This is a genomic window from Gammaproteobacteria bacterium (assembly GCA_019748175.1).
GTDB lineage: Bacteria > Pseudomonadota > Gammaproteobacteria > JAIEPX01 > JAIEPX01 > JAIEPX01.
Map to the genome: position 1 here is coordinate 40,614 of JAIEPX010000010.1, position 24,742 is coordinate 65,355.

Annotated in this window: 1 protein-coding gene; it reads left to right on the plus strand. The window is 39.2% G+C overall.

Annotated elements, in window-relative coordinates; genetic code table 11:
* On the plus strand, positions 1-24,720 hold the full coding sequence (locus K2X50_05620; protein ID MBX9586719.1) for a non-ribosomal peptide synthase/polyketide synthase: 24,720 nt from the start codon (positions 1-3) through the stop codon (positions 24,718-24,720).
* Positions 24,721-24,742 lie beyond the last annotated feature (22 nt).

Consider the following 24,742-nt stretch of genomic DNA (forward strand, 5'->3'; position numbering starts at 1 on the left):
ATGAAACTCTTCACAAAAAATGAATCCCAGGTTATTGAAGACTTTACGTTCAAAAAAGCAGATTCAGAAATTCAAGCTTCACCTATAGTATTACAAATTCGACCAACCCATATACCATTATCATTCATGCAGAGGCAGGTTTGGAGTTCGGGACGACTGCAACAGCGTTTAAGGTGCTCAAATGTGAATGTGGTCCAGTTAAAGGGGGTGTTGTCTGTAGATTGCTTAAAAAATGCACTAACTGACTTGTCGATACGCCATCAGATTTTACGCACACATTTTAAATTGCACAAGGGAAATCCTTATCAACGAATTTGTAAAAAACCCCAAGTTACTTTTGAAAAGATTGATTTTCACGAAATTGCTCTCGAGGACAGAGAATCCTGCATTCGAAAGCAAATTGGACTAAATCAACGATTTGTTTTTGATTTGAGTAAGGGGCCTTTATGGAAAATGCAACTTTTAAATTTTGGTATCGAAGATCATGTGCTTGTTTTAATTTTGGATGCTGCTATAAGCGATGAGTTATCTCTTGAACTGTTTTTCTCTGACTTATTTGAGCAGTATTTTCATCATTTAAGCGTAAATGCTGCGCAATTGAATTTAACGAGATTACCCATTCAGTATGCTGATTACGCCTTGTGGCAACGAGGTTGGTTGCAGGGTGAGCGTTTAGAAGCTGAGTTAGCATACTGGTTTGACAAGCTCGCGAACATCCCGTCTCAGTCTTTTGTAAAGACAGACAGGCCTCGAACAGATGTTTTAAATTATGAATTTGAGCACATTTCTTGTGAGATTAACACTGAAGATACCTTGGCTTTAAATGCGTTGGCAACGGTACACGATTGTACTTTATTTATGGCACTAGTGGGTGTGTTAAAGGTCTTGATTCATCGATACACAAGTGTGGAAGATGTCGTATTAGGGATTCGCCTTCCCAATCGACCAATTGAAGAGCTGCGACGACTGATAGGCCCATTTTCTAACTGTTTGGCATTACGAACCGTGCTCAAGTCGAGTGACCAGTTTAATGTGGCACTTCAACATGTACGTAGCACAATTCTTGAGGCTTATTGCCATCAAGAAGTCCCATTCGAACAAGTGATCGATCATCTAAAGACCCAATCTAGAGCGGATCTCTCGCCATTATTTCACACAGTATTAGTTATGGATGTCCAGGAAAAAGCTCGGGCGAATTTAGGAGATTTGCAAGTTAATAAAATAACCAGTTTTGTAGCTGAACAGGCCAAAAATGATTTTATTTGGCGTGTTACCGAGTTAGATGATGGACGATTAAAAATTGATATTAGCTATGCTAGCAATTTGTATGATCGCGATACTATTGAAAGGTTGTTGGGGAATTTCTGTGTTTTACTCCAAGCTGTCATCAAAAATCCAGAGCAAAGCATTGCAACTTTACCGGTAGTAGCTGCCCATGAGCGTGAAAAACTACTTAAGAATTGGGGGCGGTCACAAAAAAATTATACCCTAAATAAAACAATTCATCAGTTATTTGAAGAGCAAGTGGTTAAAGCGCCTAGTAAGATTGCCCTGGTCTTAGGTGAAGCTCAACTTACTTATCATGAGTTGAATGCTAGAGCTAATGAGCTTGCTCATCGCTTGAGAAGTTTGGAAGTTCAAGTCGGGACGATGGTTGCATTGAGTGCTGAAACAAGTTTTGATCTAATTATCGGAATTTTTGGGATACTCAAAGCAGGGGCAGTATACGTGCCTTTAGATCCTATATGTCCTCCAGAACGGTTGCGGTATATGTTGGAGGATTCAGGGGCTAAAATTCTACTTACTCAATCACATTTGGCTCAACGATTTGAGGGGTATTCTCATAATAGGAATATTCTCATTTTAGATAAGATGAATAAAAGTTCTCATCAATTCCTGGCAACAAATTTAGAATCCATTGTTGAGCCAGATAGCTTGGCTTATGTGATTTACACTTCCGGATCAACAGGGAAACCAAAAGGCGTAAAGGGGCATCATCGAGGAATGGTTAACCGATTTTTATGGGTACAAGAACATTATCACATGCAAGAAGATGAGATTTTTTGTCAGAAGACAACAATTAATTTTATTGACTCGATTACTGAGATAGTGAGTTGTTTGCTAAGTGGTTCGAAAATGGCTATGGCATCAATTGACAAACTCAAAAACCCTCAAGAGTTGGTAAACTTTTTGGATGCTAATTCTGTTACCCAAATCTTTCTCGTGCCATCATTATTAAAAATGATTCTAGAAGTGATTGGGACAAGGAAATTGCCAAACCTAAAGTACTTTTTCATTTCTGGAGAGGCTTTATCTTCCAATCTTGTTATTGCATTTAATGAAGTTTTTTCAAATGCGAAACTTCTGAATATGTATGGTTCATCAGAAGTGATTGATGTGACATGCTATGAAGCTGATCAATGGGATAGACTTTCTTCGACCGTTCCAATTGGTAGAGCTATTAGTAACACACGCAGCTATATTCTTGAGGAAAATTTTGATTTATGTCCGATCGGTGTCGTTGGTGAGCTATGTGTAAGTGGAGCCGGAATAGCAGATGGTTATTTAGATCCATCGATCACATCAGATCGGTTTATTCAAAATCCATTTTATCCTGATTACGATTCGTATAAGACTTTATATAGGATGGGCGATAGAGCCAGATATTTGGCAGATGGTACGATAGAATATTTAGGTCGATCTGATTATCAGGTAAAGCTTCGAGGTTATAGAGTAGAACTCGTCGAAATTGAGATTGTGTTACGACAGTGTGAAGAAATAAAGGACTCTGTTGTACTGCTTCGCGAAGATATTCCCGGTCAACAGCGGTTGGTGGCTTATGTGGTTCCAAAGGATGTTTTTACACATCGTGAGCAAGTAGACCTTCTGAAGGAAAAGCTTCTTGCGCTGTGTGTTATGCATTTACAGGAATATATGGTGCCCACCGTGGTAGTCCTGGAAAAGATGCCACTAACAATAAATGGCAAAATAGATCGTGCCGCATTATTCAGGCCTGAAACATATATCCAAAACGCCACGGCACTTCGGAGTCCGCAAGATTGGGTGGAGGAGCAAGTAGCGCAGGTCTGTAGCGAATTGCTTGACTTGAATTCTATCAGTATGACGGATAGTTTTTTCTCGCTGGGAGGGGATTCGTTATCAATTACACAGCTGGTGTCACGTTTGCGCCTTGTTTTTTCAGTGGAGATTAGTATTAGAAAGGTGCTTGATTGTACTGACATATCAGACATTGCGACAGTTGTTCGTAACGATATGCAAGCAATAAATCAATTCGCACCCCCTAAACTGGTAAAACAGATTCGTCCAGAAAATATACCTTTGTCCTTTGCTCAGCAACGTTTGTGGTTTTTAAACCAGTTGTATGAAAATAAGTCAGTGTATAATGTGCCTTATATAAAGAAGTTTCATGGACTGCTCTCAGTAAATTCATTAAAGCGTGCGTTGTATGACTTAATGCAACGTCATGAGGTTTTGAGAATATATTTTCCTTCTCTTCTTGGTAGGCCCACACAAAAGATAAGTGAAGAGAGCGCGATTAAGTTGTCTGTGGTGGATCTAAGCAGTGTCTCAGTTGATTCACAAAATGATGCAGTGCATCGTACGTTGAGCAATGCTCTTCGTGAGCCTTTTGATTTGAACACCGCCCCCCTGTGGCGTATGCAATTGGTTAAGTTAGCTGAAGATCAGCATATAGTTTTACTAATTATGCATCATGTCATTTGTGATGGATGGTCGCTGAGAGTTTTTTGGTCAGAGTTAGCAGAGTTCTATTCATACCATCAATCGGAAAAAGAAATAGGAATAGAGCTTGAGCCGTTGCCAGTACAGTACATTGATTACACCCTATGGCAGCGAGATTGGCTCAAGGGTGAGAGTTTGACCAGTGAGCTTTCGTATTGGGTATCTCAACTGTCTGGTGCTCCATCTTACTTGGACTTACCAACAGATCGGCCACGTCCTCCTGTGTTGACTTATGAAGGAGGGCAGGTTAGTTGTGAGTTGAGCGAAGCAGTACTTACACATTTGAAATCATTGGCTGGGCAGAAGCATTGCACTCTGTTTATGGTATTGTTGTCATTACTGAATGTGTTGTTGCACAGATATACCGGGGCTGAAGATCTTGTTGTGGGCAGCCCAATTGCTAACAGGAATTTTAAAGAGACCGAAGGTTTAATTGGTTTTTTTGTGAATACTTTGGCATTGCGGTCTGAGATAAAATGTGATGATACATTTTTGAGTCTGCTAAATAGGGTGCGTGAATTGACGTTAAGTGCTTACGCAAATCAGAATGTGCCATTCGAGCAAGTTGTAGATCATCTAAAAATTCAACGAATGACTAATCGCACACCATTATTTCAAGTTATGTTACTACTAGAGGTTGAAGATGACGTTGGTCTTGAGTTCGAAGGTTTAAGCGCCTCTCGAGTTGACGGACTGATTTCAGATTCAGCAAAATTTGATTTAACTTTTTGCTTCGAAGAAAAAAAATCAGGAGGATTGTCTCTCGAGATTACTTATGCGAAAGACTTATATGAAAAAGCCACCATTGAAAGAACGCTCAATCATTTTATAGTGTTGTTAGAAGGGGTTCTTGCTAATCCACAAGCACGGATAAGTGACTTGCCTATGCTGACTGAGTCTGAGCGGAAGCAGATCCTGGTTTCTTGGAATGATACAGCATCGGTTTATCCAAAAGAGCAAACACTGCATGGTTTATTTGAGAGGCAAGTATTAAAAACACCAAACCATGTTGCTGTTGTTTACGATGGGAAAGAATTAACGTACCAAGAATTACATAACAAATCAAATCAGCTGGCGCATTATTTAATAGGTCAAGGTATTGGTGTGGGGCATTTGGTAGGAATATGTGTGGAGCGTTCATTAGAGATGGTTATTGGGTTGTTGGGGATATTAAAATCAGGTGCAGCCTATGTCCCAATATCTCCGACTTACCCTAGAGAGAGAGTAGGGTCGATTTTACAAGATGCAGGTATCAAGGTGATGCTAACGCAGAGCACGTTAGAAAGCTACGGGCTGGATGTTGCTTTGATTATGTTAGATAAGGAATTTCTCGGATTTAATTCTTATTGTGACCCTCCTCATGTTGATATTAATTCTGAAGAAACGGCGTACGTTATTTTTACTTCAGGAACAACGGGTAAGCCTAAAGGTGTTGTTATAGCGCATCAAGGTGCTGTTAATACAATCGTAGATATTAATAAACGGTTTCTGTTTGGAGCCAATGATAGTGTAATTGCATTATCAGAAATGACATTTGATCTTTCGGTGTATGATATTTTTGGAATGCTAGCGATTGGTGCGACGTGTGTATTGTTGAGGTCTGATAGAGCAAGAGATCCAAGTTATTGGGTTGAATTAATTGCAAAATATAATATTACAGTCTGGGATTCTGTTCCGGCCTTTTTGCAAATACTGTTGGAATATCTTGATGAGCCAAAGAAAGCGGAGTATGAAAAGAGTGAATTAAAATCTCTGAAAGTCATTATGCTTAGTGGAGATTATATTCCTTTAACCCTACCGGTTGATGTGAGGCGTTTAATGCCAGGGCCTGTTCAGTTAATTGGTATGGGAGGTGCTACGGAAGCTTCAATATGGTCGAATTTCTTTGCTATCCAAGATGTAGATCCTCGATGGGTGAGCATCCCTTATGGTCGTCCATTGAGTAACCAACGATATTATATATTGGACCAATATTTAGCACCGGTTCCTGTTGGTGTGATGGGGGATCTCTATATTGCAGGAGATGGTTTAGCGAAAGGCTATTGGAATGATCCTGAAAAAACAAAAGCGAATTTTATTGTTAGCCAAAAGTTACAAGAAAGACTTTATAAAACGGGCGATAAAGCACGTTATATGTCTGATGGAAATATAGTCTTTTTAGGTCGAGTAGATAATCAGGTAAAAATTCGAGGATTTAGAATCGAATGTGGTGAAGTGGAAGGTGCTATCGCGAAAATTAGTGTAATTAATAAAGTGATTGTAATAGCCCGTGAAGATCGGGTGGGTGACAAACGATTAGTAGCCTATTTAGTTGTAAATAGTCAAGGCAACGAGCAGAGTTTAATCGAAAGCATACGAGAACATCTAAGGAAGGAATTGCCAAATTATATGATTCCGAGTGCTTATGTTGTGCTGGAGTCAATTCCATTGAGTGCTAATGGAAAGGTTGATCGAAGTGCATTGCCAAAACCTGGAAATTACGAGTGTGATCAGGAGGTGAGTCAAGCTCCGCAAGATTGGGTAGGTCATCAAGTTGCTAAGATAATAGGCGAATTATTGTCAACTAATATTGTCAAGATGTCAGATGATTTTTTTAAACTGGGTGGGCACTCATTATTGGTTACTCAGCTAGTGTCGAGATTGCGAGTAGTATTTGAGGTGGAGATAAGTATAAAGGAAATCTTTGAGAGAAGTAGTATCGATGAAATTGCTCGACTAGTACGAACAAATTTAGAGCAAGCAGGGAAAACATTGTTGCCGCCGTTGGTGAAGCAGGTACGTCCTGAGCGTTTAGAATTGTCATTTGCTCAGCAGCGTCTGTGGTTTTTAGATCAGCTACTTGAAAATAAATCGATTTATAATATTGACATGGGTTTTCGTATCCGAGGAAGAATATCTTTAGACGCTTTGAAAAATGCCTTTCATGATGTTATCGCGCGTCACGAAATATTACGAACGTATTTTCCGTCTAATTTGGGCAAACCTTATCAAGTGATTGATGAAAAACACACGCTAGGATTTCATTTCCTTGATTTAAGTGGTTCTAATGCTGAGGAAAGGCTTATTTGTATTAAAGGTCAGATGGAGTTAAATCAGAATCATATATTTAACCTTAGTAGTGGTCCCCTGTGGTTCGCACAACTGCTGTATTTTTCTGAAGAAGATTGTACATTGCTCTTTAATGTCCATCATAGTATCTGTGATGGTTGGTCTGTGGGGTTATTTTTCAAAGAGTTGTCATCTCTTTACTCCCATCATCTTAATGGTTACGCAGAAGAATTGTGCTTGCCTTCCTCGTCTTTGCAATATGTTGATTACGCTTTGTGGCAGCGTGATTGGTTACAAGGTGAGCGCTTAGAAAAAGAATTAATGTATTGGGAAAAGCAATTGCGTGATGTGCCGAGTGAGTTAACGTTGCCCACAGATATGCCGCGACCAAATCAATTAAGCTACGTTGGTTGTCGAGTGGCTTGTGTGTTGAGTGATTCTATAGGAGCTAAAATTAAATTACTCGCGGAAGTAGAGCGTTGCAGTACATTTATGTTGCTCTTGTCAGTATTAAATGTGTTGCTGCATCGGCAAACAGGTAGTGACGATATTGTAGTAGGTGCTCCAATAGCAAATCGTCATTTCCGAGAGACCGAGCGTATGATTGGTTTTTTTGCCAATACTTTGGCTCTTAGGGCGGAGGTCAAAAGTGGTAATCGTTTCATTGATTTATTAAATAGAGTAAAAGAAGTTACTTTGGAAGCGTATGCTCATCAGGATGTTCCATTTGAACGAATTGTTGATCATTTAAAGTTAGAGCGACAGCTTAATCGCTCACCCTTATTTCAAGTTATGTTACTTCTTCAGTATGAAACAGATAGTGAATTCGAATTGGAGGCTTTGGATGTTTTTCGGCTCGACGGTTTGGTGACGGATTCAGCAAAATTTGATTTAACTTTTTGCTTCGAAGAAAAAAAATCAGGAGGATTGTCTCTCGAGATTACTTATGCGAAAGACTTATATGAAAAAGCCACCATTGAAAGAACGCTCAATCATTTTATAGTGTTGTTAGAAGGGGTTCTTGCTAATCCACAAGCACGGATAAGTGACTTGCCTATGCTGACTGAGTCTGAGCGGAAGCAGATCCTGGTTTCTTGGAATGATACAGCATCGGTTTATCCAAAAGAGCAAACACTGCATGGTTTATTTGAGAGGCAAGTATTAAAAACACCAAACCATGTTGCTGTTGTTTACGATGGGAAAGAATTAACGTACCAAGAATTACATAACAAATCAAATCAGCTGGCGCATTATTTAATAGGTCAAGGTATTGGTGTGGGGCATTTGGTAGGAATATGTGTGGAGCGTTCATTAGAGATGGTTATTGGGTTGTTGGGGATATTAAAATCAGGTGCAGCCTATGTCCCAATATCTCCGACTTACCCTAGAGAGAGAGTAGGGTCGATTTTACAAGATGCAGGTATCAAGGTGATGCTAACGCAGAGCACGTTAGAAAGCTACGGGCTGGATGTTGCTTTGATTATGTTAGATAAGGAATTTCTCGGATTTAATTCTTATTGTGACCCTCCTCATGTTGATATTAATTCTGAAGAAACGGCGTACGTTATTTTTACTTCAGGAACAACGGGTAAGCCTAAAGGTGTTGTTATAGCGCATCAAGGTGCTGTTAATACAATCGTAGATATTAATAAACGGTTTCTGTTTGGAGCCAATGATAGTGTAATTGCATTATCAGAAATGACATTTGATCTTTCGGTGTATGATATTTTTGGAATGCTAGCGATTGGTGCGACGTGTGTATTGTTGAGGTCTGATAGAGCAAGAGATCCAAGTTATTGGGTTGAATTAATTGCAAAATATAATATTACAGTCTGGGATTCTGTTCCGGCCTTTTTGCAAATACTGTTGGAATATCTTGATGAGCCAAAGAAAGCGGAGTATGAAAAGAGTGAATTAAAATCTCTGAAAGTCATTATGCTTAGTGGAGATTATATTCCTTTAACCCTACCGGTTGATGTGAGGCGTTTAATGCCAGGGCCTGTTCAGTTAATTGGTATGGGAGGTGCTACGGAAGCTTCAATATGGTCGAATTTCTTTGCTATCCAAGATGTAGATCCTCGATGGGTGAGCATCCCTTATGGTCGTCCATTGAGTAACCAACGATATTATATATTGGACCAATATTTAGCACCGGTTCCTGTTGGTGTGATGGGGGATCTCTATATTGCAGGAGATGGTTTAGCGAAAGGCTATTGGAATGATCCTGAAAAAACAAAAGCGAATTTTATTGTTAGCCAAAAGTTACAAGAAAGACTTTATAAAACGGGCGATAAAGCACGTTATATGTCTGATGGAAATATAGTCTTTTTAGGTCGAGTAGATAATCAGGTAAAAATTCGAGGATTTAGAATCGAATGTGGTGAAGTGGAAGGTGCTATCGCGAAAATTAGTGTAATTAATAAAGTGATTGTAATAGCCCGTGAAGATCGGGTGGGTGACAAACGATTAGTAGCCTATTTAGTTGTAAATAGTCAAGGCAACGAGCAGAGTTTAATCGAAAGCATACGAGAACATCTAAGGAAGGAATTGCCAAATTATATGATTCCGAGTGCTTATGTTGTGCTGGAGTCAATTCCATTGAGTGCTAATGGAAAGGTTGATCGAAGTGCATTGCCAAAACCTGGAAATTACGAGTGTGATCAGGAGGTGAGTCAAGCTCCGCAAGATTGGGTAGGTCATCAAGTTGCTAAGATAATAGGCGAATTATTGTCAACTAATATTGTCAAGATGTCAGATGATTTTTTTAAACTGGGTGGGCACTCATTATTGGTTACTCAGCTAGTGTCGAGATTGCGAGTAGTATTTGAGGTGGAGATAAGTATAAAGGAAATCTTTGAGAGAAGTAGTATCGATGAAATTGCTCGACTAGTACGAACAAATTTAGAGCAAGCAGGGAAAACATTGTTGCCGCCGTTGGTGAAGCAGGTACGTCCTGAGCGTTTAGAATTGTCATTTGCTCAGCAGCGTTTGTGGTTTTTAGATCAGCTGCTTGAAAATAAATCAGCTTATAATATTCCTTTGGCTATGAATTTACGAGGAAAATTGTTGACGAGATGTTTAGAGAATGCTTTAAATAATTTGTTGAATAGTCATGAGATTTTACGTACACACTTTCCATCAGAGCTTGGTGTTGCTTATCAGCAAATTGATGATATGGCAGAAATAAATTTGCGAACTATAGACTTAATGGCGTTAAGCACAAGTGAGCAGGAAAAAGCGCTCCAATCATACATGTTAATGGATCAGCAACATGTGTTTGATTTGAGTTCAGGGCCTTTATGGAAAGTCTTGTTGCTGCAACTTTCTTCTGATCATCATGTATTATTGTTTAATATGCATCATATTATCAGTGATGGTTGGTCACTTGGTGTGTTGTGGGCAGATCTGCAGAAGTTTTATCGTTGGCATGTGAAAAATCAAGATAGCCTCTTGGGATTTAGTTCACAAAAATTTCAATATGCTGACTATGCAATATGGCAGCGGCAATGGCTACAAGATGAGTACTTGCGCGTTCAATTATCTTATTGGCAAGAAAGTTTGGCCAACGCGCCCCAAAATTTAAATTTACCAACCGATAGATTAAGACCTCAAGAGTTGAGTTATATTGGGCGGTCTGTTTCGTATGAGCTCGAACAAGATGTGGTCGCTGGATTAAGAGCATTCGCAGAAAAAGAGCGCTGTAGTCTGTTCATGGTTTTCCTTTCTGTTCTGGTTGTATTGCTGCATCGATATACAGGGGCGCAAGACATTGTTGTTGGTACTCCTGTAGCTAATCGGCGGTCAGTAGAACTTGAAGGGATCATTGGTTTTTTTGTTAATACTCTGGCATTAAGAGCACAAATTCAAAAAAACGATCGTTTTGTTGATTTGCTTCAGCGTGTACGAGACCTGACATTAGGGGCTTATGCCCATCAGGATGTTCCATTTGAGCAATTGGTGGATTATCTAAAAATCGAGCGAGAATTAAATCGAACACCTCTATTTCAGGTGATGCTTGTTATGCAGAACCGTGATATGGGTGACCTAGATTTAGAAGGGCTTAGGGTTTCTAAGAACACAGGTATGGCTTCTGATCCGGCAAAATTTGATTTGACTTGGGATGTTCAGGAGCCTGACGATGGGCGCGTAGTAATTGATTTAAATTACGCTGTAGATTTGTATGATCATACAACTGCGCAGAGGATGTTAACTCATTTTACTGTGTTACTTAGAAGTGTTATCGCTCAGCCGGAAAAAAATGTGTATGCATTACCACTTTTAACAGACTCAGAGCGTAAGAAAATTCTATTCGAATGGAATGGTACGGATGGTATTTATCGAAAAAACGTTACGGTACAAAAATTATTTGAAGAGCAAGTTGAGAATACGCCGAATGCAATAGCATTAGCTTTTGAGTCCACTGAATTAACCTATGATCAACTCAATAAGCGTGCAAATCAAGTCGCGCATTACCTGTCTGGCCAAGGTGTAGGTCGAGGACAGCTTGTGGCTATATCCATTGAGCGCAGTTTGGAAATGTTGATTGGTCTGCTTGGCATATTAAAATCGGGTGCAGGCTATGTTCCAATTGATCCTGACTACCCAGATGATCGGATTGATTTTATTTTGCAGGATACCCAAGCCAAGTTTTTATTAACTCAAAAAAGTTTGAGCTCCAGATATCGAAGTTTTGTTGAACGAGGTGGGAAAGTAGTTAGTCTTGATTCCACACCGGAGATTAATTTTTCTATTTCTGATAATTTAGACCTCGCATCAGAAGCAAATGATTTGGCTTATGTTATTTATACTTCTGGGTCAACTGGAAAACCCAAAGGAGTAATGATCTCTCACGAGGGCTTATCGCATTATTTGCAGTTTTCCTTGGGGGAGTTTCGCATCGATAGTGGCTGCGGTTCTTTGATGCATTCTTCTTTTGGTTTTGATATTACAGTTACTAGCTTGTATGGACCACTATTGGTGGGGAAAACCGTTTTCATGGTGTCGGAGCAGGCAGGATTTGCGGGTTTAGTGGAGGCACTTGCACAGCGATTCGATTACAGTTTATTGAAAATAACCCCCGCACATTTGCGTCTATTGCGAGAATTATTACCAAAAGAAGTGTTAACTAAGCATACTGTTTTAACGGTGGTTGTTGGGGGTGAGGCCTTATGCCAAGAGGATGTCGCATTTTGGCGAGCAGAAAACAAATCAATACGCTTTATCAATCTTTATGGTGCAACTGAGACTTCAGTAGCAGATACAACATATGAAATCACGGACGTGATTCCCAGCACAGCGAGTATTCCTGTAGGAAAAGCCTTTAAAAACCAGCAGATGTATGTTTTGGATGATAATTTAGATTTATTGCCTATTGGAGTTATAGGCGAGATTTATTTAGGTGGTAACCAGTTAGCATTGGGATATTTAAATCGACATGATTTAACAGAAGCGAAGTTTTTGCCGAACCCATTCCGTTTAGGTGAGAAGATTTATAAGACGGGAGATCTTGGTTATCTTTTACCAGATGGAAATGTTGTGTATGTTGGTCGAATTGATCAACAGGTAAAGATTCGTGGATATAGAGTGGAGTGTGGTGAGGTAGAACAAGTGATTGCACAATTAGATTACGTCAATCAAGTACTAGTTTTAGCCTGTGATGATCAGCACGGTAGTAAGCGATTAGTTGCTTATGTGGTTCCGGTTCCTGGTCAGGTAGCGGTCACCGAAAGAGTAAGAAGTAATATCGAAAAACAGCTGCCAAGTTATATGATCCCCACTGTTTTTGTGGAGATGGATGTGATGCCTTTGACTATCAATGGTAAAGTAGACCGTGCAGTTTTGCCTAAGCCGGATTTTACAATAAATCGAAACTTTGTTGAATCAGCAATTCCTCGAAATTGGAAAGAGGTGACCTTACATAAAATTTTACGTGATCTTCTTCAGGTAAAACAGATTGGTATTAACGATAATTTTTTTAGTTCTGGCGGTGATTCGATTATAGCAATACAGTTTGTTGCCCGTGCAAAATTAAAAGGCTTGATTTTTACTGTTAAGCAATTGTTTATTAATCCTACCATTTCATATTTGGCACAAGTCGCACAAGTAAATGATTCAACATTGCATATACGCTCGTTAAAAACAGAAGGGTTTGCACCATTGCTACCTATACAGCATTGGTTTTTTGAAAAATCAAATAATGATTTTCAGCACTTTAATCAATCATTTTTATTCCATCTATCGGATAACATAACATTAAAACCTGAGTTGTCGATTAATACTCTCAGAAAATTAATTGAGCAACATGATGTTCTGCGATTGCGTTACTATCGAAATAAAGATGGTCAATGGTCTCAAGTTTATTCTGACGATGCGAATGTTTATAATATTGATTTCAAAGTTATTGATATCAATTCTTCAGATCAATGGTCCCCTGAGATTCTAATATCTATTTGTAACAGCTTACAAATGGGATTAAATATTGAGAGTGGGCCAACCATGCAGTTGGCTCTATTTACTGGATTTAAAGATGGCAGTCAGAGGTTATTTTGGACTATTCATCACTTGGTGGTAGACGCCGTTTCATGGAGGATGCTCATTTCTGAATTTCAACGAATTTACCAGGCTTTGAGTCAAAAAAGAAACCCAGAGGTTCTCAGATTGAGTGATACCTATCAAAAGTGGGGTGAAGTATTAATAAAATCAGTGCATTCTGAAATGGTGCAATCGCAATGGTCTTATTGGTTGCGGCTTGGTGAAAAAGTCACTGATCTATTCAAAGTCGCGGGTGAACCTGAGGCTAATCTACAAACAGTCGAAATTAATTTGGGGACAGATAGTACGCGAGCGTTCTTAGGGGAATCAATGCAAGCGTACCATACTCAAAAAGACGACCTATTATTATCAGCACTGTTGCTTTGTATTTGTCAATGGAAGTCACGCCGTGATGTATTCTTGAGCTTGGAAGGGCATGGAAGGGAAGAGCTATTTGGAAGTGTGGATCTTAGCAGTACGGTCGGTTGGTTTACAAGTTTATACCCAGTTTGCCTGTCTTTACCGCAGTCTATTTTGTCTACAGATTCTAGCGAGCTTTTCAGCCCTCAAAATTTAGCTCTGATAATCAAGTCTGTAAAAGAGCAATTACGATTAATACCCATGAAAGGTCTTGGTTATGGTATGTTGCGCTATTTGTCAGGTGACCCTCGTAGTATGGTTTTGGCTCAGTCGGATCGAGCGCAAATTAACTTTAATTATTTCGGGCGATTAAATGAAAGTGTGGTAGGCGACTGGTTGATAGCAAAGGAAAGTATTGGTGAAAATGCTGGGGGACATCCAGGACTGAAGTTAATTGAGGTTAGTGGCTGGGTAGTTAATGATCGGCTGTCTTTACAAGTAGACTATGACGCTTCTGTCATTGGTTATGAAGATATTCAATTATTTGCGCATCTCTATGAAGAAAGTTTACAACAATTAATTGCACATTGTATGCAGCCTGGCGTGGGTGGGTTCACATGTTCTGATTTTCCACTAGCAAAGTTACAACAAGAGCAATTAGAAAAGATAGAACAGCAATACTCTATCGAACGTATATATTCTTTAAGTCCATTGCAAGAAGGTTTATTCTTTCATGCCCTGCATATGCCTGACTCTGATCAATATTATGTACAATTAGATTTTGATTATCAGGGTGAGTTTGACATTGAAAAATATAAGCTTGCATGGTTAAGTGTGGTCTCTGATTTCGATGCTCTTCGCACTTCTTTTGTTTGGGAAGGTTTCTCTGAGCCATTACAGATAGTGTCTCAATCTGCAGAGTTAGGTTGGGTTGAACTTGATTGGAGGTCAAAAGATTTTAAACGCTGTGATGAAGAGTTTTCCTCTTATCTCGAAGAGGATAAGAAGAAAGGATTTGAATTTAGTAAACCGGGCTGTTCTTTCCGAGTACACGTAATTCGCTTTTCAGATACTTTCGCTAGAGTGCTGGTGACAAGTCATCATATTATTTTAGACGGCTGGTCAATGGCCATTATAATTAAATCTTTGCATTCTCGATATTTCAAACTCCTGGAAACTCAAGAATTGTCTGCCAGTCAGTCTGTCATTATTGAGCCCTATGAAAGTTACATTGCTTGGATTAAAAATCAAGATCGTTCCGAGGTAGAATCATTTTGGCGTAAACAATTTATGGATTATCAGTGTGCTGATACTCTAGGTATTCATGAGCAGCCAATCGATCTATTCAAATCTATAACTAAATTTGGTGAGCTTAAATTAAACTTTGACCAACAAATGAGTCAAAAAATAGTTGAGTTTGCAAAACAACTTGGGATTACTATCAGTACATTGATGCATTTTTCATGGGCAGTTGTGTTATCCTGCTACACGCGTAGTTCTGATGTGGTATTTGGAACAACAGTTTCTGGTCGCTCTGTGTCATTATCTGGCATAGATAGTATGACTGGTTTGCTGATCAACACCTTGCCAGTTAGGGTGCAGTTAAATAAATCACAAGATATTGAGTCATTTTTGAAATCTCTTCAGGAGCAGTTCAACGATATTAATCTCAACAGTTACCTTTCATTGGCTGAAATACAAGCGATAGCTGGAGTTGCACGTGAAAATATATTATTCTCTAGCTTGTTTGTTCATGAGAACTACCCAGGATATGATCTTGAAACTCCTTCAAATATTACAATAACTGGTCCTCGTGGCTATTCAAAAACAAATTATCCAATTACCTTGCTCTCATATTTGAGCGACACATTAAGTTTGCAAGTGAACTATGATAATGATTTGATTTCTCACTCATCCGTCAAAAGATTGGTTGATCATATTCAACACGTTCTAAGTTCTGTTGTTTCCCGATTGTCTGCTAAAGTAGGTGATATCACAATTTTAACTGAGCAGGAACGTAATGAAATTTTACTCGTGTGGAATGCTACTGATGAGGATTATCGAGTAGGTGTTACTGTTCATAAATTATTTGAAGAACAAGTTGTAAAAACACCTCATGCAATCGCGTTAATATATGAATCTGTTGAATTAACCTACTCTCAGCTTAATAAACGTGCTAACCAATTGGCGAATTATTTGAGAAATCAGGGCGTGTGTCGAGGGTTGCTTGTTGGAATTTGTGTTGAGCGTTCTCTGGAGCTATTGATTGGATTATTAGGTGTATTAAAAACAGGCGCTGCTTATGTTCCGATTGACCCTGGTTACCCTCAAGAACGAATTAATTATATTTTGAAAGATACTAAATCTAAACTGTTATTAACTCTAGAGCGCATGGCGTCCAGATATCATGCTTTCGCTGAAATTGGTGGCCAGGTCGTCAATATTGATAAAGACCCCGAGATTGCCGCAGCTGAAGTAGGGAATTTAGACATCCAGTCAGATCCGAATGATTTAGCGTATGTTATTTATACTTCAGGTTCTACTGGAAACCCCAAAGGGGTTATGATTTGTCACGAGGGTTTATCCCACTATATGCAGTTTGCGCTGGAAGAGTTTGGAATTGCTAATGGCTGTGGAGCTCTGGTTCACTCTTCATTGGGGTTTGATTTGACAGTCACAAGTTTATTTGGGCCAGTCTTGGTCGGAAAGACTGTCTTTATGTTGCCAGAGTCTGCAGGAGTTGTAGAGTTAGCTGAAGCGCTTACAAAACGTTCTGATTTTAGCTTGTTAAAGATTACGCCGGCTCATTTACGTTTGCTGCGTGATTTATTGCCAAAGGAAGTGTTAGGGACCTATCCAGGCTTGACAGTTGTTGTTGGTGGCGAGGCTTTATATCACGATGATGTTGCATTTTGGCGAGCTGAAAATAAAACTATTCGGTTTATCAATGAATATGGTGCAACTGAAACTTCAGTAGCTGATACGATATACGAAGTTGTTGATTTAGTGCCGAAAACCCCAAGTTTACCAGTAGGAAAAGCCTTCAAAAACCAACAAATGTATGTTTTGGATGATCAATTGCGATTATTGCCAATTGGGGTTGTTGGTGAAATTTATTTAGGTGGTAATCAGTTGGCGTTGGGCTATTTAAATCGAAAAGATCTCACTGAAGCAAAATTTTTACCACACCCTTTCCGTAAAGAGGAGAAAATTTATAAGACTGGTGATTTAGGGTACAGCTTGCCAGATGGTAATATTGTCTATGTCGGACGTATTGATCATCAAGTTAAAATACGTGGCTATAGAGTAGAGTGCGGTGAAGTTGAGCAAGTGATCGGCCAGTTGAGCTACGTCGACCAAGTGGTAGTTTTAGCCCGAGAAGATATGCCCGGTGACGTTCGATTAGTTGCTTATGTTGTTCCCACAATGGGGGAGGCTAATATCCGTGAAAGAATTATTAGTGAAATTGAAAAAAAATTAGCAAGTTTTATGGTTCCGAGTGTTTTCATAGAACTCGAAAGGATACCCTTAACAATCAATGGTAAGGTTGATCGAGCAGCGCTTCCTAAGCCGGATTTTTATCAGCGAGAGGAGAAGCCTTATAGTGCCCCACGAGATTGGATTGAACAACAAGTTTCGCAAATTATTGGGGAGTTGCTCCGTATTAATAAAGTCAGTATTACAGATAGCTTTTTTCAATTAGGAGGACATTCGTTATTGATTACCCAGTTGGTGTCCCGACTGCGCAGCCATTTTGTTGCTGAAATTGGCATCAAAGAGGTGTTTGAGTGCAAGGATATTGGTGAAATTGCTTCTGTAGTGCGTAATTGTTTTCAAAAATCAGGTGGGCAGATTTTTGCTCCACTTGTACCTTATATACGTCCCTCTCATTTGCCATTATCTTTTGCACAGCAACGCTTATGGTTTTTGGATCAGCTATATGAAAATAAATCTGTTTATAATATCCCTATGAGCTTTAGGTTGATGGGTAAGCTAAATGAATTAGCACTAGAGCAGGCCTTTTTAAGCCTATTAGAGCGACACGAAGTCTTGCGAACACGTCTTCTTATAGATGCCTCTGGGCAAGCAGAGCAGATTGTTATGTCTCTGAGTGAATTTTCATTTAGAGTCGTAAAAATTGATTTTTCTGGAGAGACTTTTCGCGAAGACGAATTGTCTACATTGAGAGAAGCAGAAGCATTGCTGCCTTTTGACTTAAAAATTGCGCCTTTGCTTCGTGTTAAATTGCTAGTCTTTGAACAAGAGGAGCATGTTCTTTTGGTGACGCTACATCATGTGGTATCTGATGGTTGGTCAGCCGGAATACTCATGCGAGAACTGAATGCTTTTTATCAGTATCACGCATATCAAGAACCCCTTTCTCTGCCAAAGTTAAAAATTCAATTTGCTGATTTTGCTTTGTGGCAACGTGAGAACTTGCAAGGAGAAGTGCTAGAAAGACAACTAAGCTATTGGCACTCCCGCTTAGAGGGTGTGCCACAGAGTATCGATCTTCCATATGACTATGTAAGACCATCGACTCTTAGTTATAAAGGTGCACGTTACAGTATGATAATTGATTCAAAGATGCGTGAGGGTTTAAAATTACTTAGCGAAAAGCATGATTCAAGTTTGTTTATGGTCCTGGTTGGTGTATTAAACGTACTATTGTATCGTTACAGCCAGCAGGAAACAATTGTCGTAGGTTTTCCAGTCGCAAATCGTCTTCATGAAGAGACCGAATCGCTCATAGGTTTTTTCGTAAACACATTGCCGTTGAGAGTGGATTTGACTCAGGAATTATGTTTTGAGGAATTGTTGTTGCAAATACGACAATCTACTTTGGAGGCGTATAACAACCAGGATCTACCTTTTGAACAATTAGTTAATACATTGGCTTTATCGCGGCAAATAAATCAACACCCACTGTTTCAAGTGATGTTTGTTTTGCAGAATAATGAAGATTCAGAATTGGCACTTAAAGGTGTCGATGTCGTACCGTTGTCAACTCAGTATCCCATTTCAAAGTTCGATTTGACAGTGGCAGTGGCAGAGGTTGTTGATATTGGTTTAAGAATTGAGTTCGAGTATGCAACGGATTTATTTAAATGCGAAACGATAGAACGTTTTGCTGGAAATTTTGGTGTCTTATTGCAAGGTATTGTATCGAATCCTAAACAAAATATAATTACGTTACCACTTCTAACCGAAGCTGAGCAGAAGCAATTATTGGTTGATTGGAATAACACGCGAAGTGACTATCCTGATGATAAGACCATCTGTCAAATTTTTGAAGAACAAGTTGTAAGGACGCCAGACAATGTTGCGGTGGTGTTCGAAGAAACTCAATTAACGTATTTGGAATTAAATGAACGGGCCAATCAACTGGCTCTTTATTTACGTGATTTGGGAGTGAAATCAGAAAACCTGGTGGGGATATTTATAGACCGTAGCTTAGAGCTTATCGTCGCCTTACTCGGTGTATTGAAGGCCGGTGGTGCATATGTGCCCTTAGATCCTACATATCCACGTGATCGTTTGCAGTCTATTGTGGATGGTGCTCAGATGGAAATCATTCTAACCCTAGATCAAAACCGCGATAAAATAATACAATTTAATGGTCAGTGTGTATGTTTGGATTCAGATTGGGAGAAAAAAATTGCTAAGAATAAAAAAGACAATCCAAATTTTGATGTGAAGTCTGCTGATTTAGCATATGTTCTGTACACTTCAGGATCCACTGGGATACCAAAAGGCGTTATGGTTGAACATAAGCAATTAGTTAACTCAACGCTTGCACGTTTTACGGTTTATGAGCAGAAACTCGAGCGCTTCTTGCTCGTTTCTTCTTTTGCATTTGACAGTTCTGTTGCTGGAATTTATTGGACATTACTATCAGGTGGGGAATTGATTATAGTTCCAAAAAGTGCTGTTGATGATACCGTTGTGTTGTCAAAACTTATTTATGCTAAGAAAGTCACGCATCTACTTTGTCTGCCGTCATATTATGCTATTCTCCTTGAGCAATCCAATATGCTTCATTCCCTCCGTATTATTATTGTGGCAGGTGAGGTATGTGTTCCAAGCCTAGTGGAAGCACATCACAATCTACTCAATGCAAAATTAATTAATGAATACGGGCCAACCGAGTGCACTGTCTGGAGTACTTATGCAGAAATGAGTAAATCGACTCATCCTAATATTGGTCGCCCGATTCCTCATGCGCGAGTATACATTTTAAATTTTCTGTCTGGAGCATTTTCGAATTTTGAACCACTACCTATCGGTGTTACTGGTGAAATATGCATAGGAGGGGCGGGAGTGGCTAGAGGTTATATTAATGCTCCTCTATTAACGGCGGAGAAATTTATTTCCAATCCATTTGCTACGCCAGAGGAGAATCTTCGAGGAACTGATAACAGACTTTACCGTACTGGTGATTTGGGAAGATATCTTTTTAATGGGGATATTCAGTATTTGGGAAGAATTGATCAGCAGCTTAAGATTAGAGGGTACCGTATAGAGTGTAGTGACATAGAAAGTGAACTAGAACGCTCGGGTTTGGTGGTGAAAGCGATTGTTGTTCAGAAAGAAATTAGTCTAGGCAACAAATGCTTGGTGGGTTACGTAATTCCCACCAACGCTTTCGATGAGGCCAGTGGCTTTACAGAAAAAGACTATATAGAAAATTTATCTTGTGACTTAATACAATACCTTCGTTTAAAATTACCAGAGTATATGGTGCCGACTTTTATCGAAGTTATTGATAAGCTACCACTGATGGCTAATGGTAAGTTAGATCGCCAGGCATTACCTCAGCCTAAGAGTCACTTAAAGCCTAAGAGGTTTGACAATGAAATTTTGAGTAGAGAGGAAGAGATACTTAAGGAAATTTGGCGATGTTTATTACCAGTTTCTCAATTTGGGATCCATGATAGCTTTTTTCATCTAGGAGGAGACTCACTCAAAGCAATACAGGTAGTGGCGCGAGCATATAAACAGGGCTTGAAAATCAATTTATCACAATTTTTCCAGCAACCTACTGTCTCGTATATAGCGAGCGTATCAAAAGCAATTGATTTCCGTCCTGTTGAGAAAAAGCTAGTAGACGGCGTAGTTATATTAACACCGATACAGAGATGGTTTTTTGATGTAGAAAAAATATCGAGAAATAATTTTAATCAGTCATTACTATTTCATGTCTCTAGTGAGTGTGCGTTGGATGAAAAGACATTCCGGGATTCTTTAAAAGTTTTAATGGAGTGTCATGACTCTTTGCGGTTACGTTTTAATTATACTCCCTCTGGTGAATGGCAGCAGTCCTATTCAAATGATGAGAATGCGATTATGCCAAGTCTGCGTGTCATTAGAGTCTCTGAATACAATGAATCACAGCAAGAAATAATTAATGTGGTTTGTCGAGAAATGCAGTCCGAACTAAATATACATCATGGGCCACTCATGCAGGTGGCTGTATTTACCGGGTTTAGTGATGGTACTCAGAGAGTTTACTGGGTAATTCACCATTTAGCCATTGATGCCGTTTCCTGGGGAATATTGTTGGATGACTTAAAAACGATTTATGGTCAACTTTCTCAGAATAAACCCAGCGTTTTGCCGGGATATGGTGTGAGCTATCAGGCTTGGGCAAATGCCTTACGAGCGACGTTACAAGAGGCGGTTTTACAATCTCAGTGGCAGCATTGGCTTGGGGTAGGAGCTGGGGCGGAACAGCTAGTACACGTAGAGTCTTCAGAGTATAATGCTTCTGGCTCAGATACCATTCGACTTTCTCAAGAGTTAACTAGACAATTGCTTGGACCGGCTATGGTAACTCATGATGCTCAGATCAATGATCTTCTATTGTCTACCCTATTGATCACTGTTCATCATTGGAAGAAGAAAAAAGATGTTTTGGTATTGCTCGAAGGCCATGGTCGTCAAGGCGAAGTTACTGAGTTAGATGTGAGTAGAACCGTTGGTTGGTTTACTAGTTTATTTCCAGTTCATCTGAAGCTTTCAAATGACACCATTTCAATTAATGATTATGGTTTGGTTGTACAGACAGTAAAAACACAGTTGCGATTAATACCTTGGAAAGGGATTGGCTACGGTATTTTACGCTATATGAGTAATGATCCGCGAGTTAAAAATTTAGAGCAGTTAGATACCGCACAAATTACATTTAATTATTTGGGGCAGATTGATGATTCATTTGGGATTGGCTGGAGGTCTGCAAAAGAAAGAGCTCCTGAAAATATTGACGGAATTCCAGGGCAAAGGCTGATTAATATAAATGGTGGTGTGGAGAATGGTGAATTGATCTTAACTGTTAGGTATGATACAAACAAAATTAATTCTCAAGATATGAGATTATTTGTCCAGCACTATCAAACTACATTAGCAGATCTGGTTACCCATTCGCTGGGTAATTCAGTAATGAAATCTCACTTTCCGTTTTTACCTCTCCCGACCCGTTTTAAGGAGATTATTTTTCAAAATGTATTGAGTGGTATGACAGCTCAATCATTATCTCCAAGTAAGATTGTTCCTATTACAGAGGTGACTCGTGAAAATGAGGTTCCTTTGTTCTTAATGCCCCCGGCTTCAGGTACACCTCTGGTCTATTTGACAATACGTGATAATTTCAAAAATATTGAGATTTATGGTCTGACTAATCCCGAATTTGGTCGAGAGGAATGGTCTTATAACACACCCTTTGATCTTGCTCAGATCTACGTAGGGTATATTAAATCTATAAAGCCTAGAGGACCGTATCGTATTGGTGGCTATTCTTTAGGTGGACAGATAGCGCTAGTTGTTGCGTATTTGCTCGAAAAACAGGGTGATAATGTGCTCGATGTGATTTGTATCGATAGTGAGTATGTGAGTAAGGAGTGGCAAGATCAGAGGTATAGACACATAGATGTAGATCAGTATTTCAATTCTTCTAGTGAAATTGGTGGCGACAACGAGAGCACATTATTTAACACTTTAATGGTTAGTGAACAATTAAACTCACAACGTTTTCAATATTTGCTAAAGCCACCATATTATCCTGCCAAAGTTAATGCGAGGGTAACTTTGATTAAATGTACTCAGCTAATTTATGGTTATTTCAAACCAGAAGCTCATCATGTTATGGATCTCATTCATGGCGATGTTTTTAACGGTTATAGAGAAGCGATACCACAGATTAATGTCATTTCTATCAATTCTGATCATTCTTCAATTTTTAATCCTGAGAACCATGTTCAGCTGGTCCGTGCTATAAAAGATGCTTTGCGTATGGAAACATTACCGCTTCAATTTGAAGAAGGCATGTCCTCTGGTGATCGTGTCTTAATAATGTCGGGATTCAGAGGTGATATCTATCTAGTAAAAAAATTACTCACTGATTCAGCTAATATAGATGCAGTAGATAAATTAGGGCGTTCTGCACTGCATTGGGCGGCTTTTCAAGGGCACAATCAAGTTGTTGAGTTATTATTGCTAAGTGGCTGTTGTGCAAATGCATCAGATAAGATGGGTTTCACTCCGGTTAGACTTGCCCGACAGGCTGATCAAGAGGAAATTGCACTATTAATTCTACGATATCTTCAGATGGCTTCAGGGTTGAGGCAAAAAATCAATAGTTCTGGGCGATCAGTGGGTACGTCTCTCAGAAAATTCTTGCACGAATCCCAGGATTCAGACGTTATCCAAATTACTCAGAAAGATAATATGCGGAAGCAGAATGTAATAAGAAGGAACTCTTTCGTCTTTTTTGGAAATGCTGATCGCGGTAATGAATCATTCTCCCCGAAGGGTTCAAAAATAAACGACGAGCTGTCAATATTTCGAGTATCGAGGTCAGGGCCATGGTTAGAATTGATATATTGGTTGCATCATAGGCCTAATCAGGGCGGGGTATTTGATTGCTCTGTGGAAAAGTTTAATGGAGCTAGTAACTTAAGGCAGCAATTAGATGCTATCCTCAGCATTATTATGGATTACAGAGAAAAAGATATAAATGTCTCGAAGTTTCCGGAGATTCAATTTCTGATGGAGAATGTAGATTCATTTTTGTTAAGTCTATATCAAGGTGAAGATCCTGCTCAACATTTTAATCTACAACTCCAGTCAGATCCGATGTTATATGTAGAAACTCCTCCAAGAAAAATTCAGAGTGATACTGCAAATTCTTATAATAGCGCTGTTATTTGGTTTCTTGCGCATGAAATAGGTCAAAATCAGCGTGATTTTGAAACTTGGTATCATCAGGCATTAATGCCAGTTTTGATCGGCGCAGATTATATGATAGCAGGCCAGGCATCGTCCGCTCCCTATATTCTTTATTTCGCCCATTCATTAGATATAAAAAATGTTCCATTGCCTTATGAGGCTCATTTAGAAGCATTAATGGAATATACATCTGAGAAGTCGAAGCCTGGAATCATGTTAAGTGTTGAGCCAGGTGTTGGCCAAAACCATTATATAGTTACTATCGTGATTGGGAAAACACTTGTTCTTATTAACCCCGTAGGAAAAAGTGCTCATCATGATATTTATAATAAATTATCTGTTATGCAAAGTGCTGGGCTTATAGAAGATATATATATCAATGAACCAGAAATGCCTTTCCAGCATGATCCAGAAGGTAGGTTAGTTTCTTGTGGTCCTATTAGTGTGGAATTGGTCAGGCAATTATCTAGGTGTGAAAATCTAGCTTATGATTTAATGAACCTGCAGAAACAACCTTCAAAAAATGATAGAACGAGTTTAAGATATCATGTCATTGATATTTATCCGCTAATTCGACCCTCGATCTTAGCTAAGTTGCCAGAATGTCAAGCTTTAGAATATCGAGAGCAAATACTCGCGCTGCGTAATTCTCACTGTGAGCTATTATTGGCGCTTAATCAAGTTCAGGTGGAGTTTCTTCTTGAGCAGGACCATTTGAAAAATTTAATGGTAATGGTAACAGATAAGGTTAGTCAGGATTCATGCGAGGTAGTGGGTTTTAGTTTGAATGAGTAATATTTATATTCGATTGGTAGCC

Coding starts and splice junctions, on each gene's coding strand:
- K2X50_05620 (MBX9586719.1), top strand. CDS start 1: ATGAAACTCTTCACAAAAAATGAATCCCAGGTTATTGAAGACTTTACG.